This is a genomic window from Flavobacterium sp., from assembly GCF_025352425.1.
Classification (GTDB): Bacteria; Bacteroidota; Bacteroidia; order Flavobacteriales; family Flavobacteriaceae; genus Flavobacterium.
Genome location: NZ_JANXTI010000010.1, coordinates 20,134 through 37,397, shown reverse-complemented (window position 1 = coordinate 37,397; position 17,264 = coordinate 20,134). Strand labels below are relative to the sequence as shown.

The window sequence follows — 17,264 nt, the reverse complement described above, 5'->3', positions numbered from 1 at the left end:
GGCACTTCCGTTTAACAGCGATAGTTATCAAACGGCACACCCTGCCCTATCACCGGATGAAAAAACATTATACTTTGCGTCTGATATGCCCGGAACTCATGGTCAATCGGATTTGTACAAAGTAAAAATAAATGACGATGGCAGTTTTGGCAATGCCGAAAATCTTGGCGACGCGATTAACACCGAAGGCAGGGAAACCTATCCTTTCATTTCTGATGATAACGAATTATACTTTGCTTCCGATGGTCAGCCTGGTTTAGGTGGATTGGATATTTATATAACTAAAATTCCGAAGGATGGAAGCACCAATTTTAAAGACGTTTTAAATGTTGGTGAAGAAGCAAATAGTACAAAAGATGATTTTGCCTTTATCATTAATTTTAAAACTAAAAATGGGTTCATAAGTTCAAACCGAGATGGCGGACAAGGAAGCGATGATATCTATAAATTTGTAGAAACTAAACCAATTTGGTGTGAACAAATCCTTTTTGGTGTAGTTACTGATGAAGATACTAAAGCTGTATTACCTAATGTGAAATTGATTCTTTTTGATGAAAAATTCAACCAACTCAAAGAAACCACTTCAGATGCAGAAGGAAAATACGAATTCCTTGAAGTCGTTTGTGGTACAAAATATTACGTAAGAGCGTCTCTTGAAGATTACACAACAAAAGAAGCTTCAGTAATTATTGGTAAAGAAACGGGTAAGACAGAACTTAATATTGAGCTTAAAACATCTACATGTAAAGTTAAAATTGGTGATGATTTAGCTGATTGTTTCAAAATCAATCTTATCTATTTTGATTTGGATAAATGGAACATCAGACCGGATGCAGCTGTAGATTTAGCAAAATTACTGGATGTATTAAACCAGAATCCGTCAATGAAAATCAATATTCGCTCACATACCGATAGTAGAGCTTCCTTCTCTTATAACGATAGATTATCAAAAAGAAGAGCGAAATCTACCAAAGACTGGTTGATTAAAAATGGCATTGCTGCCGATCGTTTAACATCTGAAGGTTTAGGTGAAAACGAATTGGTAAACAAATGTGCTGACAACGTAAAATGTACAGAACCAGAACACCAACTTAACAGACGTTCCGAATTCGTAATTACGGCACTCTAAAATCAGCCCTTGTAATTATTAATTAAAAAGCATCCTTTTCAGGATGCTTTTTAATTCTGATGGTTTAATACCATTTCTTTTTTTTGAAATAATAAGCCATACCAATGAACTGCAGAAACATGAAACCTAGTATTATAAAATAACCGTATTTCCACTTTAATTCAGGCATGTTTTCAAAATTCATTCCGTAAACGCCAACAATAAAAGTCAGTGGCATAAAGAAAACTGAAACAACAGTCAGCGTTTTCATTACTTCGTTCATTTTATGACTTTGCGTCGAAAAATAAAAATTAGACGCACTATCAAGCGTAGTCATATCGTATTCTATCTGCTCCAAAAGTTCTAAACATTTTTGATGCAAACGTTCAAAAAAACTATAATTTTCCCTCTCAATAGCATTGAAAACATTATCATCTTTAATGCTTTTTATTGAATACAAGGAATCGCGCAGCGGAATGATAGAACGTTTCAAAAAGTTATAATTATCTCGATGTTTTTCAATTTGTTCTAAAATTTTCGGATTGGTACTTGTCTTTGATAAATTAATCAAATCCTCTACTCTATCTTCTTCGTTTTCAATAGTTATGTAAAAATTTTCCATTACGGAGTCAAGTAATAAATACAATAGATAATCCGCTTTTTTGTCTCTTACAATTCCCGAATGAGTTCTAATTCGCTCTCTAATGTGTGTGAAAAAGTCACTTCTTTTTTCCTGAAACGAAACCAAAATCCCATTTTTTAAAAGAAAACTGATTTGTTCCACATTAATATTATTGGTGTCTTCTTCTGGTAAAAGTGATTTTATATTAAAAAATAAGGTGTCATGATACTCATCAAGCTTTGTTCGTTTGGTAGTATTTAAAATATCGGAAAGCATAAAATTATCAACCCTCAAAAAATTGCCAATTTTTTTTACAACATCAATATCGTTTAAACCGTGAACGTTTATCCAATTCGTTTTATTAAAATCAACGTGCTTATGAATTTCGCTAACTTCAAATTCATGAAACTCTGCTAAATCATTAGTGTCATAAACAAATAACTGAATTTCTGTTTGTGTATACTTATGAACTCCAGTATATTCCAATAAAGTAGGTTGTACTTTTTTCCCTTTTTTGTATTTAATTTTTCTCACGAATTCTAAATTTGTCTAAATTTAATACTATTTCTTTTTTTAGAACTATTTTTACCAAAAATCATTTTATGCAAACGTTATTCATTAACATAAAAGAGTTATTACAAGTTAGGGAAACTTTAATAGAAAAGGTTTCCGGCAGTGAAATGGCAATTTTACCAACTATCAAAAACGCCTGGTTGTTGATAGAAAATGAGACGATTGCAGCTTTTGGTCCGATGGAAAACTGTCCAAAAATAAATGCTGATAAAACGATTGATGCTAAAGGAAAAATGATTTTGCCTTCATGGTGCGACAGTCATACACATATCGTTTATGTGGGCAATCGCGAACAGGAATTTGTAGACAGGATTAATGGCCTGACTTATGAGGAAATCGCCAATCGTGGTGGCGGAATTTTAAATTCAGCCAAAAAGCTAAATGAAACTTCTGAAGAAGAAATTTACAACCAGTCCAAAAAAAGACTGGAAGAAGTTATCCAACAAGGAACCGGTGCTGTCGAAATCAAATCAGGCTATGGCCTAACTGTTGAAGGCGAACTGAAAATGCTTCGTGTAATTAAAAAACTGGCCGCCAACTATCCAATTATCATCAAGGCAACTTTTCTTGGCGCACATGCCTTTCCTTTGGCTTACAAAGAAAATCATGCTGGTTATATAGATTTATTAATTAACGAAATGCTTCCAAAAATTGCCCAAGAAAAATTGGCTGATTATATCGATGCATTTTGTGAAACAGGTTATTTCTCGGTGGAAGAAACCGAACGCATTATGCAAGCCGGGAAACAATATGGTTTGCGTTCCAAAATCCATGTCAATCAGTTTACTGCTATCAATGGTATAGCAGCCTGTGTAAAACACAACGCGCTTTCGGTTGATCATTTGGAAATTGTAACCGATGAAGATATTGCGGCGCTAAAAGATAGTGAAACGATGCCAGTGGCGTTACCCAGTTGTTCTTATTTTATCAGCATTCCCTATACGCCAGCGCGAAAAATGATTGCCGCAGGTTTACCTCTCGCTTTAGCTTCCGACTTTAATCCGGGTACTTCGCCTTCCGGAAACATGAATTTTGTTGTGGCAACCGCGTGCATCAAAATGAAGATGACGCCCGAAGAAGCCATTAATGCCGCCACTATAAATGGTGCCTATGCAATGGGTATTTCGGCAACTCATGGCAGCATAACCGTTGGAAAAAAAGCCAATCTAATCATAACAAAACCATTAAATTCCATTTATGAACTACCTTATTCATTTGGCACTGATTTGATTGAACAGGTGCTATTAAACGGAAAGATAATTTCATCAAAAAAGTCCCGATAAATCGAGACTTCTTCCATTTATAATTATTAAACTGATGATATTATCGTAAACTAAAGCTACTTTTCGAAACCAATTCCCCTTTATCAAATACATTCACAAAATAAGTTCCTTTAGCAAAATCTTTTTCCGGCAATTGTTGTGAAACCTCAACCGATTTGTTTTCATATTTTACCGTTGTTGTAAAACTGTATGTTAATGATTTATCACCAAACGAAATGGTTGCTTTATCACCTAAAACATTGTTTTTAGAATCAATTACCTGAACATAATAGGTTTTGTCACCCGACTTAGCAATTTTATTTTCTGCTATGGTAAAGTTAACTTTAAGCATGTCGGTTCTGCTTGCTTTATCAGTGGCAATTTCCTTACCTGAACTTCGCACTTTATAAGAGGCTGTTTTCAAATTGGTAACCGTCAGTTTTGAACCCAATTCAACCGTTTTCGCTAATTCTTCATTTTGGCCAACTAAAACCTGATTGTATTTTTTGTTATCCTCCAATACTACTTTCGTACTATCTAAATTTGTCGTCAAGGTTTGATTTTGTGTTTTCAATACCTCAACTTCCTGCATCAGATTCTGCATTTTTTGCTCTAGTGCTTTGTATTGCGTTCGATATTTTTGTAATGAAGCGTTGTCACCTTTTGAAGCCTTTAAATCAGCCATCAGTTTAACCACTTTATCTCTCTCGGCAATCAGCTCATCCGACATGGAAGTGTTTTCAGCAATAGCAGCATCGTATGTAGTTTTCAAATCCGCTAAATCCTTTAGAACGGATTCTTTTTCAGAAGTTACTGTGGCAACCGTTGTCTGTAGTGACTTTGCGTCAGATGTTAGTTTAAAAATATAAATTAAACTTCCTATCAACAAAACTGCCAATATTCCGATAATAGCTTTTAGTTTTGAATGATTGTTTTGATTTTCCATTTGGTATTTTTTTTTGATTATAAAATAATACTATTTAATATAGTAACGAAAGATACGTATTTTTATTATATTTTTGAGGAAATATTTTTTTAGAATGGAGAATATAACCCCTTTTTTAATTACCGATTTAGCAAAAGTTACCAATCACAGAAGCGGGGAAGTAAAATTTGGCGAAAAAATGCTAACCGTTCCCAAAGGGGAAAATTATCTTGATTATTTGAAAAACTGCGAAGCACAATATGTACTATTCGGAATTCCGGAAGATGTTGGTGTTCGGGCAAATTTTGGTCGTCCGGGTGCTTATTCTGCATGGGAAAGTGCCATAGCAAGTATTGCCAATATTCAGCATAATCGTTTTTGTAAAGGAAGCCAAATTTTTGTTTTAGGCGCACTTGATGTTGCTGAAGAAATGGAAGCCGCCAGAGATTTGGATTTCCACAGTACGGCTGACCGAAAAAAATTAAGCTTACTCGTGGAAAAAATTGATAAAGAAGTCGTTCATATCATCAGTTTGATTATAAAATGTGGCAAAACGCCAATTATCATCGGCGGTGGACATAATAATGCCTACGGAAACATTAAAGGAACCGCGCTCGGATTGGGTAAACCAATCAACGCCGTCAACTTTGATGCACATTCCGATTTCAGAATTCTGGAGGGAAGACACAGTGGAAATGGTTTTTCTTATGCCTATGAAGAAGGTTTTCTGAAGAAATATTTCATCTTTGGCTTACATGAAAATTATACTTCGAAAAATGTATTGGATAATTTAAAGAAAATTGAAGACCGCGTTACCTTCAACACGTATGATGAAATCAAGGTTCGTCATTCAAAACATTTTTTACAGGAACTAATTACTGCTTTTGATTTTATCAAAGGCGATTCGTTTGGTATTGAAATCGATTTGGATGCGTTGCCCAATATTGCCAGTAGTGCTATGACTATGAGTGGTTTTTCGGTGGAAGAATTACGCCAGTTTGTCTACTTTTTTGGCAACCATAAAAATGCCGCCTATCTTCATATATGCGAAGGTGCGCCCGATTTAGGTGAAGAAAAGAACAATCATCTCATTGGAAAACTGATTGGTTATCTCGTAACCGATTTTATTAAGTCGAGAAAGGAATTGATTTAATTACGAATTAGGAATTCAGTTTTTATTATGAAATACGTCTTGTTTACGTTGAGCATTCTATTCGTAATTGATAATTCGTAATTATTTTAACTCTATATTTGCGGCAACTTACCACTTAACAGGAAGTAAATTATATGTTATTCGAAGATTTATCATTATCCAAAAGTATTCAAAGAGCAGTTTTTGAAGAAGGATACACAAGCCCGACACCTATTCAGGAAAAGGCAATCCCATTTATTTTAGCGGGAAAAGACTTAGTAGGCTGCGCCCAAACCGGTACCGGAAAAACGGCTGCTTTTGCTATTCCGATTATACACAATTTGCACCGCATGATTGGGTCATCCAAAAAAACAAAAGAAATTCGTTGTTTGGTAGTGACTCCAACCCGGGAATTAGCCGTTCAGATTGGCGAAAGCTTTGATACATATGGAAAGTATACCAATATCCGACAACTAACTATCTTTGGTGGCGTTTCCCAAGTGTCACAAGTGGATCAATTGAAGAAAGGTGTTGACATTTTAATTGCGACGCCGGGAAGATTATTGGATTTACACAAACAAGGTTTTATCGATTTTGACAGCCTGCATTATTTGGTGTTGGACGAATCCGACTTGATGCTCGACATGGGTTTCATTAATGACGTTAGAAAAATTGTGAAATTGGTTCCAACCAACAGGCAGACGTTATTATTTTCTGCAACGATGCCAATGGCAATCAGAGAATTAGCCGATACTTTTTTAAACAAACCAGAATATGTTTCGGTAACACCAGTTTCATCTACAGCTGAAATTATTGAGCAGCAAATTTATTTTGTTGGAAAAGAAGACAAACGCGGTTTATTATACCATTTGATTCGAAATGAAAACCTCAGCAATGTACTAGTTTTTGTCAGAACAAAACACGGCGCAGATAATGTGGTTAAAGCACTGAAAAAACATGGCGTTAATGCCGAGGCAATTCACGGCGACAAATCACAAACGGCACGGCAACGGGTTTTAGATCATTTCAAGAACAAGGAAATCTCCGTTTTAGTTGCAACCGATATTGCTGCGCGTGGGATTGATATTGAAAGTTTACCATATGTAATCAATTTTGATTTGCCAAATATTCCTGAAACTTACGTTCACCGAATTGGAAGAACCGGTCGTGCCGGAAACGGCGGTATATCGATTTCTTTTTGCAGCAAGGATGAAGAACCGTACTGGAAAGACATTCAGAAATTGATAAAGGTTAATGTAAAAATTATAAAAGACCATCCATTTCCCTGGAAAGATGAAGTTCCGGATCCCGATGCAAAACCCGATTTGCGAAACAGAAATAAACCCGAAGGAAAGGAAAATAATTCGAGAAAATCGGAAGCTTCCAAAAAGAATAAAAAACGCTGGTACTAACCGGCGTTTTCTTTATTTTTAATTTGGTTGTGAATTACGTGAAATAATTTTGAAGGCTCAAAAGGTTTTACCATCACATCATTCATTCCCGCAGAAATTGCCTGTTCAGCCACTTCTTGTTTGTCAAAAGCCGTCAGGGCAATAACCGGAATGGTTATCCCTTTTTCTCTAATCTTTCGTGTAGTATCAAAGCCGTTGATTAATGGCATGTTGATATCCATTAATATTAAATCAAACGATTCGCGTTCTAAAGCAACTAAAGCAGCATAACCGTCATCTACGATAGTGCAGCTCATATTACTGCTTTGAATGATTTTTTTGGTCACAACCTGATTGATTTTATTGTCTTCGACAACCAGAATGTTATATAAATGGCTCGTCGATAAATCAACTTCGATGTTATTAATAATTTCTTTTGACTTGTCTTCGTCAAATTCAAATCCAATAGTGAATGAAAAAGTAGCTCCAGCATTTTCCTGGCTTTCCAAATGAATTTCACTGTTGAAAAGTTTCACCAGACTTGAAACTATCGATAATCCTAAGCCTGTTCCTTGGTAATCTTCTTCCTTTCGTTCAATCTGAACAAATTTATCGAAGATTTTTTCCTGGTCTTCTTTTGCAATTCCGATTCCGGTATCCTTTATTTTAAATTCAATGAAATACATCTTGCCTTCTACTTTTTTTAAATCAGCACTAATGGAAACTTCCCCGTTTTTGGTAAACTTCAACGCATTGCTCACTAAATTCATCAAAATTTGTGACAAACGGAGCTTATCACCGATTAAAAACTCCGGAATAGCAGTATCAATTTCAACTGAAAATACGTCGTTGTTTTTATCCGCAATATATTCCACCGAATTTTTTATAAGGGTGATTTCATCTGTCAAATTAAAAATCAAACTTTCCAACACGATACGTTTCTCTTCTATTTTATTGATTTGCAGAATGTCATTTACAAGGGAAAGTAGGTATTTAGCAGAGAATTTTAAGGATTTTAAGTGCGGACTGTTACCAAGTTCTTTGTGTTCATCCAAAATAATATTGGTTATACCGATGACCCCATACAAGGGTGTTCTTAATTCGTGGGTAATGGTGGAAACAAACTGAGATTTGAGTTGTGATGCTTCTTCTGCTGCCTCTTTTGCCAGAACAAGTTCCTCATTAGCCCGTTTTAGTTCGATATTGGCTTGCTCACGCAGCTTTATGTTTTTGTACAAAGTCAATAATAGTAGTAATAAAATTATCAGGATAACGATAAACAAGATGACGATCAACTTGGACTCTTGTATGCTCTTTTTATGTTTTTGGTTTACCTGCTCGATACGCTCTAACTGATTTTTATATTCGTCAAGCTCAATTTGCACTGCGGCTTTTTGGAGCTTATCAAGCTTCTCTTCAGAATAGACAACTTTGTTTAGTGAATCTAACTTTGCTTTAAACTCAATCGCTTTTTGTGTCTGATTGAAATGTTCATAATGGTGAACCAGATTTTCATAGATATTAATCAAAAACGAATCAAATTGATTATCCTTTGCAATTTGTTGAGCGGTAAAATAATAATTTTCTGCTACTGCTTTCTGATTTATATTTGTGGTATAAATTCCCATCAACAAGTTCATTGACATCTTAGCTTCTTCAGAACCATTAGCCAGAATTCCGTCTCTAATGTCTTTAACCTGCTGGTTTCCTTCGTCAAATTTATCGATTGAAAAGTAGGCACTTGCGAGGTTAATTTTCGTAAATTCTATTTGCGCAGTATCCTTAACCTTTAGAGCATAATATAACGCCTTTTTATAATAATTAATGCCCTTATTAACATCGATTTCATTAAAATAATAAACGCTTCCTAAATTTCCGTATATCCAGTTATAGAGTTTATTATTATTGACTCTTTTTGCATAAAAAAGTGCTTTATCATAAAATTCAATTGCCTTTTTGGTATCGGAACATTCGTTGTAAATAACTCCCAGCGTATTGTAGGATTGCGCTATGTATGAATCATCACTAATACCAAATGAGTTAATCAAAGCTTGTTTTGTAGATTCTAATGCTTTGTCATAATGAGCATCATTAAAATCGGAAGCAGCTTGATTAAGCAATTTTTCAATTTCTACTTTTTCTTTTTTATAATCCTGCGCTACCGAATGGGTAAAATAAAAAAGTAGAAATACAAGTAAACTAATGGATTTAGCTCTAATCATAAGGTTGGTTCAACATTCAAATATAAAATTTTTTTCAAAAAAAAATCCCGATTATTCGGGATTTATAAGTTTGTGGTTAATTTCTAATCAATTTTTTGTATTTGATTCGTTTTGGAGTAACATCAACACCCAAACGTTTCTTTTTGTTTTCTTCATACTCAGAAAAACCGCCTTCAAAATAGTAAACTTCAGAGTTGCCTTCAAACGCCAGGATGTGCGTACAAACTCTATCTAAAAACCATCTGTCGTGGCTTATTACAACAGCACAACCCGCAAAATTTTCTAATCCTTCTTCCAGAGCACGAAGTGTATTAATATCTAAATCATTCGTAGGCTCATCCAATAATAATACGTTTCCTTCTTCTTTCAATGTCATCGCTAAATGCAGACGGTTACGTTCTCCACCGGACAACGCAGAAACTTTCTTATTTTGATCGCTTCCGCCAAAGTTAAAACGGGATAAATATGCTCTGGAGTTTACTTGTCTTCCGCCCATCATTATTAATTCCTGACCGTCACAAAAGTTTTCCCAGATAGATTTATTTGAATCAATATTAGAATGCGCCTGATCTACATAAGCAATTTTAACGGTGTCACCTACGCTGAATTCTCCTGCATCTGTTTTTTCTTCGCCCATTATCATTCGGAAGATTGTCGATTTACCGGCACCGTTTGGCCCAATAATTCCAACAATTCCGGCTTGTGGTAAGGTAAAGTTCAGATTGTCATATAATAATTTGTCTCCAAATGCTTTGGCCACATTCGTAGCTTCAATAACATTCGTTCCCAGTCTCGGACCATTCGGAATATAGATTTCCAATTTTTCGTCCAATTCTTTTTGGTCTTCGTTTAAGAGTTTATCATAGTTCTGCAAACGTGCTTTTTGCTTTGTCTGACGGCCTTTTGCACCCTGACGAACCCAGTCTAACTCGCGTTCTAAGGTTTTTCTGCGTTTGGAAGCCACTTTTTCCTCCTGTTCCATACGTTTTGTTTTTTGGTCAAGCCAAGAAGAATAATTTCCTTTCCACGGAATACCTTCACCTCTATCCAATTCCAAAATCCAGCCAGCAACATTATCCAAGAAATATCTATCGTGCGTTACGGCAATAACAGTTCCCGCATATTGTGCCAGATGCTGTTCTAACCAAAGTACGCTTTCCGCATCCAAGTGATTTGTTGGCTCATCCAATAGCAATACATCGGGTTGTTGCAATAACAAACGGCACAACGCCACACGACGACGTTCTCCACCGGATAAATGTTTGATTGGTGTATCGCCTTCCGGTGTGCGTAAAGCATCCATTGCGATTTCAAGTTTTGTATCCAATTCCCACGCACCACAAGCATCAATTTTATCCTGTAACAAAGCTTGGCGCTCCATTAATTTATCCATCTTATCGGCATCTTCATAGACTTCAGGTAAACCGAACATATCATTGATTTTATTGAATTCGTCAAGAATAGCCACCGTTTCGGCAACACCTTCTTTTACGATTTCAATAACTGTTTTGGTATCATCCAAAATTGGTTCTTGTTCCAAATATCCTACAGTATAACCAGGTTGGAAAACCACATCGCCCTGATAATTTTTATCAACTCCCGCAATAATCTTCAAAAGTGATGATTTTCCGGAACCGTTTAATCCTAGAATTCCGATTTTTGCTCCGTAGAAAAAGCTTAAATAGATATTCTTCAAAACTTGTTTATCACTTCCCTGGTACGATTTACTCAATCGTTGCATCGAGAATATTACTTTTTTATCTTCACTCATAGCTTAGTTTTATTGGGGTTGTTATTTTAACTTTTTACTGTTTTTGGGTGTTTTGTGTAGTGGTTGTGTTATCTGTTCCTGCGTTAAGAATACAGGCGAAAGCATCTTTTAATTTAGATTGCATCTTTTCGTTTATTTCATAATCACGGGAATATTCATATGTAATTCTAACATCGGTAATTTTACTATCTTTTAGTTCTTTCAGTTGATTTTCAGTTATATTAAAATAGGCAAAAGACGTTCCGCATTCAATTTTATAATTATACTTTATTTCCATTACATTGCCGTCGGAAAAAAGAAATTTTATATAAGTTTTTGATGGCGAAATGCATTCAGGAAAATTAGATATCGTGAAAAAAGTATAAAAAGTTTCTGATCCCACAGATTTAATAAAAGTCAACGCAAATCCTTTAGATCCTCTATATAAATCTACTCTTTGTCTATAAGTGTTGGTATTGGTGAATTTGTCGAACGCTTGATTTATTTTGCATTGAGAAAAATTTACACTGCAAATCATAAATAATACTATCGTTATTGTTGTTTTCATCTTCTTTTGTGTTTACGTTTTACATCTACTACAATTTTTGCATTGAAAAAATTACTTTCTTATCGTCTGACATTTTTTAGATTTTTAGATTCTTAGATTTTTAGATTCTTTAAATTACAATCTTCCTTTTAACGAACTGAAAACCCATGCGTTAGCCAAGAATCCCACTCCTGTTGCTCCAAATCCCCAACCGGCGGTTTCATCATAACGGAAAGCGCCAAGTGCTATAAGTACTAATCCCATGATGATTATAATTAAGGTTGCCCATCCTAAGACAGTATTTTTATTCATTCCCATGCTTTGTGGTATTTTAATTTTTGGAAACGCAAATATCGTGAAAACTTATGATTCTTTCAAACCTTCCGTGATGACTTTTTGAAATTGGTTTGCAGATGTTATTTTCTGAATCAAGATAGTTGGGAATACCGTTAGTTTTGATGATATTTTTGGATAAGTTTATTGTTTTGATATGGTCAAAATGTTGTGGATTAAGAACGGCATTTGTTTCAATATACTGTGAAGTAATGACAGTTTTCGTGAAGTAAACTGCTTCGTAACGAATTACTTTCCCATAAATGAATCCATTTTTTAATTCTAAATCAAAACATTCTAACTGTAGTGGAATAAACGCTCTGATTTGCGTTTGACGGTTATATATTTTATAGGCTGCTTCCTTCCTGCTCCATAAATTCCAAACGGTAGTTTCGGGATTTTGTGAGTTTGATATTAGCAATTGCTCTCTTGTGGTAAAGATTTTATCTAAAAAACCTTTGCGCTGCCAATTGCTTTCTTTTCTGGCGAAAGCCAAATCTATAATATCATTTCCTATCACTTTTCAGCCAATTTAGTTTCAATGATGTTCAAAGTTGCTTTTACGCTCAACATTTTTTCCATCGATTGGTTGTCAATTTCGATTCCGAAAGCTTCTTCTACATCCAAAACAATATCTACCAGATTTGCCGAATTAATATTTAAATCTTTAATAAAATCCGTGTTCTCATCAATGCTTTCGAAGGCATCTTTGTTTATAACAAAAGGCTTTACAATAGTATTTAATCGTTGAATAATTTCTGTTTTTTCCATCATTTATATTTTTTAAAAATTACGCAACCGTTTACGTCCCCAAAACCAAAACTTGCTTTAGCTAAGATAGTGATATCTTTTTGAATTAATTGCTGTGGAATTTTGGACGAATCAATGCACTCTGTTATCTCGGGATTCAAGTCTTTGCAATTTATGTTTGGAAAAATAAATCCGTGATAAACCTGCAATACTGAAGCTACGCTTTCGACACTTCCCGAAGCGGACAAACAATGTCCAACCATTGACTTTAATGAGTTGATATACGGAAAATCTTTGCCTTTTCTGTTTAGTGCCTGACTCCAGTTCTGAATTTCTAAAGCATCTTTACTCGTTGCTGTTAAATGTCCGTTAATAGCATCAATCTCATCAGAATTTATTCCGGCATTCGCCATTGCATTCGTAATGCATTTTTGCACCGCAACCGGATTTGGCGCCGTCATAGTTCCTAATCCACGCTGCCCGCCTGAGTTAACATTACCGCCTAAAACTTCAGCATAAATCCTTGCGCCACGTGCCACTGCGGTTTCTAAATCTTCCAAAACCAATGCTCCTGCCCCGCTTCCCGGAACAAACCCTGAAGCGGACGCCGACATTGGTCTCGAACCTTGTTCCGGTGAATCATTGTGTTTGAACGTGCAGACTTTCATCGCATCAAATCCTCCCCAAATGTAAGGTCCGCTGTCGCTCGTACTTCCGGCTAACATTCGTTTGGCCTGTCCGAGTTTTATTCTTTCATACGCCATTAATATGCTTTCTGTTCCTGTTGTACAGGCAGAAGAATTGGTGGTCACCTGATTTCCCAAACCTAATTTTCCACCCAGATAGGCACTAACGCCGCTATTCATTGTTTGCGCCACAGCGGTACTTCCAAGCTTTCTTGTTTCTAAATTATCAATTTTATAAATGCTTTCCCGGAATTTTTCGATGCCCGAAGTTCCGGTACCAAAAATGGTTCCCGAATCCCAATCGGGGTTTTCGTTTTGGTCGATTTCCAGACCTGCATCTTTCCATGCATCAAGTCCCGCTATGACTCCGTATAAAATTCCGGTCGAATTGAAATTGCGCAGTTCCAGCTCTGTGAAGTAGTCTCTTTTTATTTCTTCAGATATTTCCGGTGTTCCCGATATCTGACAGGAAAACTGCAGGCGTTCCAATTCCGCATCATGCTTTATCCCCGAAATACCGTTTTTTATGGCATTGGTAAACGCGTCAATCCCTACTCCGTTTGGAGCAACTATACCAAGACCTGTTATGACTACTCTTCTTTCCATTTATAGAACCATTCCGGCAATAGTACCGCGGCAGACTTCTTCATCTTTAGCATTGAACATTCTTACTTTACATTTCAGTTTGCCAAATCTAAAATATACCTTTTCTGAAACTATTGATACTTTCTCATTAGGATAAACGGGTTTCAGGTATTCAATTTCAGAAGATGTTAGTGCTACTTTTGAGTCAGTATTAAAATCATTTCCCAACAAATATATTCCGAGACAAATAACACCTATCTGCGCCATGGTTTCCGTTAAGATAACGCCCGGCGTAACAGGATTGCTTTTGAAATGGCCTTTATAAAAATCCAAATCTTCACTAAAAGTAAACATACCTTCTGCTCCATTTTCATCTACGCGGATTAACTCATCCACAAAAAGGAAAGGTTTGGTATAAGGCAATTTATTGATAATATCTTGATACATCTACTTAAAATTCAATTAGCATTCGCTGCGCTGAAAACCCCGGTCCAAAACTCAATAGCAATCCTTTTTCGCCCTGCTTTGGTTTATTGTCCATAATTCGCTCCAAAACATACAATACAGTTGCGCTAGACATGTTTCCGAATAACCGCAGTACTTCTTTAGTATCATCTATATTTTTGCCCAAACCAGAAAATAAATCTTCTACAGTCTGCACAATTTTTTTTCCGCCGGGATGAAAAATTAAATGGTCAATGTCTTCAATTTTTAAGTGGTTCTTTTCTAAAAACGGATAAATAATCTCGGGGAAATGCGAGGCAATAGTTTCGGGAACTTCTATGTCCAAAACCATCTGAAGCCCGCTATTCGTAAGCTTAAAACCCATCATATGGATGTTGTCATAAAAGTGATACATATCATCGGCAAGTATTTTTGGCCCTTCATCTTCCTCGTGAGAAGAAAGCAGCACACAAGCAGCTCCATCGCCGAAGATAGCAGCGGAAACAATATTCGGCATCGAAAAATCATCAAGCTGAAATGTTGCGGTAGGACTTTCCACCGCGATGACTGCGGCTCGTTTTCCCGGATTTGCCTGAAGGAAGTTCTTGGCGTATATCATTCCAGATATTCCGGCCGCACAACCCATTTCGGTAACTGGCAATCTAACAATGTCCTGACGTAATTTTAGAGTGTTGATTAAATAGGCATCCAACGACGGAATCATAATTCCGGTACAGCTGACGGTAATAATATAATCGAGTTTTTCAGGTTTCCAGTTGGCTTTTTTCAAAGCTTTGTCAAGCACTTTTTCGCCTAGCAAAATCACTTCCCTGACGTATATATCGTTGCGCTCTTCAAAAGATGTATTTGTAAAAACTTCCGTTGGTTCCATAATTGAATAACGCTTGTCTACCATTGCTCCTTCAAATATCTTTTTTACCTTTCTGACAAAACGTTCGTCCTGTCCGGAAAGCCAGCCGTCCAAAAGCGGCATGATTTCTTGTGTTGTACGGGAATATTTTGGTAGTTCTTTTGCAACGGCTTTTATTTTGACGCTCATTTGGCTATATTGAAATTATTGATTTGTATTGATTATCCATTGATAACGAAATGCCCATTTCCATTCAATCGAATAGTTTTTGAGCTGTAATTTTTTGGAAAACTGTTCCAATTCGGGCTTTTTAAAACCTCTTAAAATGGACACTAAACCATCTTCCCGCGACATATCGTTCAGCCGTAAAACAAAACACAAGCCTTGAAACAATCGGTAAGAAATGCCACTTCGCTGCAAATCATTGATTACGATTCCCATTTTCGCGTTAGCCTTAAAAACCTTTAGCAAATCGATAATTTCTTCATCTTTAAAATGATGGAGTGTTAAAGTACACAAAACAATGTCGTATTCTAACTTTTCAAATGAATTACTGAAAACATCTTCGCATCGATAGGTTATATTTGGATAATTGACCGACTTTTTTTTTGCATAATCAACAGTAAACTGATTTGCATCAATCCCAACTAAATCGCATTTAATGTTATTTTTTTTTAAATAATCAGCCATAAGCCGAAGCATGTCGCCATTGCCGCACCCAATATCTACGACAGTGATTTTGTCCTTAACCGGATGCTGTTTGAGGATTTTTTTCACACCTTCGAGCGTAACTTTATTACCACCTAAAAACTGATTGATTTTTGCAATTTTATCCAAAGCGTCTTTGAGTATGTTACCTTCCATATCAAAATCGTCCATCAGTTCAGGTTCATTTGTCCTGTAGGTAGTTTTAATGAACATACTCTAAGTTTTTGTTTAAAGGTTTTCCGTGTGTTTTGTTGATTATCGCAGATAATAAAAATGGAAAAGCTTTCAAAACACGGAGCGTCACATCGGAAAGTTTGGGTTTTTGCAGTAGTGATGCCAGCCATCTTCCTGTTCGTAAACGCTGTCGGAAATTATGATTCCATTCCTGGTTATACAAGTCTTCCAATTCCTGCCTTGACAACAATTCTTTTTTCAAATATTTCGTCACCAAATTTGAGGCAATTTTAGCACTGTGAATTGCCATCGCCATTCCATTTCCACATAACGGATGTATCAAACCGGCAGTATCGCCTATCATTAAAATATGATTTTCGACAGCGTTCTTTTTGGCAAATGATATCTGGCTGATGGTTAATGGCTTTTCCGAAACCAAAGTCATCGTTTCAAATATGACTTTCAAATTTGGATTTTTCGATACCACTTTTTCCTGATATTCTTCCAGGTTTTTATACCTTTTGAAAGTATCATAATCGGCTAAATAACAAATATTAGTTTTATTGTTTTCCACTTTTGAAACACCACAATAGCCGCCTTTAAAATTGTGCAGTCCGACGACATCATTGTGAAAATCTCCGGTGTAATGTGCCTTGACTGCCAGCCATGGTGATTTTTTTTTAATAAAGCCGCGTTGCATTTTTTGGTCGATAGCTGAACGTTTTCCGAAAGCTCCCAAGACAATTTCGGATTTTAATTCACGGCCTTCAGCTGTTGTAACGGTAAAAAAATCTTCAGCAAAAACAATATTGTCCACAGTTTCCTGAATAACGAGGCAACCACTGGCAACTGCTTTTTGGAATAAAAAATTATCTAACGCATAACGGGTTATTCCAAACCCACCTAAAGGTAAAGAAGCTTTGATATTTCTTCCGCCTGTGGTGGATAAATGCAATTTAGATATATAAGTTGGTTTTAACTCGTTCAAATTGATTTTTAGCGAATTGAGATAGGGCAAAACTTCATTTGAAATGTATTCACCACAGACTTTGTGTTTTGGATAGGCATTTTTTTCGAAAACAGTAACTGTAAATCCAAGTCCGGATAAATGAATAGCAGATGTTAAACCAGCCAGACCGCCACCTACAATTATTACCGCACTAGTTTCCATAATCACTAAA

At 36.0% G+C, this 17,264-nt stretch carries 17 protein-coding genes; 4 read left to right on the top strand and 13 right to left on the bottom strand.

Translation table 11 applies throughout. The annotated features are described in order from the left end of the window. A partial coding sequence (locus tag Q0Q99_RS01505; RefSeq protein ID WP_293890287.1) for an OmpA family protein occupies window positions 1-1,129 on the top strand: 1,129 nt, incomplete at its 5' end. Between the two features lie 64 nt (window positions 1,130-1,193). Here Q0Q99_RS01505 and corA read toward each other — a convergent pair. After that, window positions 1,194-2,264 carry a magnesium/cobalt transporter CorA gene (gene corA / locus Q0Q99_RS01500; RefSeq protein WP_293890285.1) on the bottom strand — a complete coding sequence of 357 codons (1,071 nt, stop codon included), beginning with the start codon at window positions 2,262-2,264 and terminating at the stop codon, window positions 1,194-1,196. 68 nt (window positions 2,265-2,332) lie between these two features. On the opposite strand from corA, the gene hutI reads away from it, so the two are divergent. Then, window positions 2,333-3,586, top strand: coding sequence for an imidazolonepropionase (gene hutI, locus Q0Q99_RS01495; RefSeq protein WP_293890283.1), 1,254 nt, complete (start codon window positions 2,333-2,335; stop codon window positions 3,584-3,586). Between the two features lie 40 nt (window positions 3,587-3,626). Here hutI and Q0Q99_RS01490 read toward each other — a convergent pair whose 3' ends face one another. After that, window positions 3,627-4,511, bottom strand: coding sequence for a hypothetical protein (locus Q0Q99_RS01490; protein ID WP_293890281.1), 885 nt, complete (start codon window positions 4,509-4,511; stop codon window positions 3,627-3,629). 94 nt (window positions 4,512-4,605) lie between these two features. Here Q0Q99_RS01490 and Q0Q99_RS01485 point away from each other — a divergent pair, with 94 nt between their 5' ends. Both Q0Q99_RS01485 and Q0Q99_RS01480 read left to right on the top strand, forming a co-directional pair. Next, window positions 4,606-5,643 (top strand): formimidoylglutamase, encoded by a 1,038-nt coding sequence (locus Q0Q99_RS01485; protein ID WP_293890279.1) that lies wholly within the window; start codon window positions 4,606-4,608, stop codon window positions 5,641-5,643. Window positions 5,644-5,777: 134 nt separating this feature from the next. Next, a complete protein-coding gene (locus Q0Q99_RS01480) occupies window positions 5,778-7,034 on the top strand; it encodes a DEAD/DEAH box helicase (RefSeq protein ID WP_293890277.1) in 1,257 nt (418 codons plus the stop codon). Here Q0Q99_RS01480 and Q0Q99_RS01475 read toward each other — a convergent pair. The 11 genes from Q0Q99_RS01475 to Q0Q99_RS01425 all read right to left on the bottom strand — a co-directional run bounded on the left by Q0Q99_RS01475 (window position 7,031) and on the right by Q0Q99_RS01425 (window position 17,254). Next, window positions 7,031-9,235: a response regulator gene (locus tag Q0Q99_RS01475; RefSeq protein WP_293890275.1), complete on the bottom strand. Its 2,205-nt coding sequence runs from the start codon at window positions 9,233-9,235 to the stop codon at window positions 7,031-7,033. The genes Q0Q99_RS01480 and Q0Q99_RS01475 overlap by 4 nt on opposite strands. 76 nt (window positions 9,236-9,311) lie before the next feature. Next, complete coding sequence (ettA, locus tag Q0Q99_RS01470) at window positions 9,312-11,006, bottom strand: energy-dependent translational throttle protein EttA (RefSeq protein WP_293890273.1); 1,695 nt, start codon at window positions 11,004-11,006, stop codon at window positions 9,312-9,314. Between the two features lie 34 nt (window positions 11,007-11,040). Continuing rightward, window positions 11,041-11,553, bottom strand: coding sequence for a hypothetical protein (locus Q0Q99_RS01465; protein WP_293890271.1), 513 nt, complete (start codon window positions 11,551-11,553; stop codon window positions 11,041-11,043). A gap of 114 nt (window positions 11,554-11,667) precedes the next feature. Then, complete coding sequence (locus Q0Q99_RS01460) at window positions 11,668-11,850, bottom strand: CAL67264 family membrane protein (protein ID WP_293890269.1); 183 nt, start codon at window positions 11,848-11,850, stop codon at window positions 11,668-11,670. Between the two features lie 13 nt (window positions 11,851-11,863). Next, window positions 11,864-12,385 carry a 4'-phosphopantetheinyl transferase superfamily protein gene (locus tag Q0Q99_RS01455; RefSeq protein ID WP_293890267.1) on the bottom strand — a complete coding sequence of 174 codons (522 nt, stop codon included), beginning with the start codon at window positions 12,383-12,385 and terminating at the stop codon, window positions 11,864-11,866. After that, entirely contained in the window at window positions 12,382-12,636 is a 255-nt protein-coding gene (locus Q0Q99_RS01450; RefSeq protein ID WP_293890290.1) for an acyl carrier protein, read from the bottom strand. Before Q0Q99_RS01450 ends, Q0Q99_RS01455 begins: the two co-directional genes overlap by 4 nt. Then, a complete protein-coding gene (locus Q0Q99_RS01445) occupies window positions 12,636-13,907 on the bottom strand; it encodes a beta-ketoacyl synthase (protein WP_293890265.1) in 1,272 nt (423 codons plus the stop codon). Before Q0Q99_RS01445 ends, Q0Q99_RS01450 begins: the two co-directional genes overlap by 1 nt. Then, window positions 13,908-14,333 (bottom strand): FabA/FabZ family ACP-dehydratase, encoded by a 426-nt coding sequence (locus Q0Q99_RS01440; protein WP_293890263.1) that lies wholly within the window; start codon window positions 14,331-14,333, stop codon window positions 13,908-13,910. Between the two features lie 4 nt (window positions 14,334-14,337). Continuing rightward, window positions 14,338-15,390, bottom strand: a complete 1,053-nt coding sequence (locus tag Q0Q99_RS01435; RefSeq protein ID WP_293890261.1) for a type III polyketide synthase — start codon at window positions 15,388-15,390, stop codon at window positions 14,338-14,340. Between the two features lie 15 nt (window positions 15,391-15,405). Then, entirely contained in the window at window positions 15,406-16,122 is a 717-nt protein-coding gene (locus Q0Q99_RS01430) for a methyltransferase domain-containing protein (RefSeq protein WP_293890259.1), read from the bottom strand. Continuing rightward, window positions 16,112-17,254: an NAD(P)/FAD-dependent oxidoreductase gene (locus Q0Q99_RS01425; protein WP_293890257.1), complete on the bottom strand. Its 1,143-nt coding sequence runs from the start codon at window positions 17,252-17,254 to the stop codon at window positions 16,112-16,114. Before Q0Q99_RS01425 ends, Q0Q99_RS01430 begins: the two co-directional genes overlap by 11 nt. Between the last annotated feature and the right edge of the window lie 10 nt (window positions 17,255-17,264).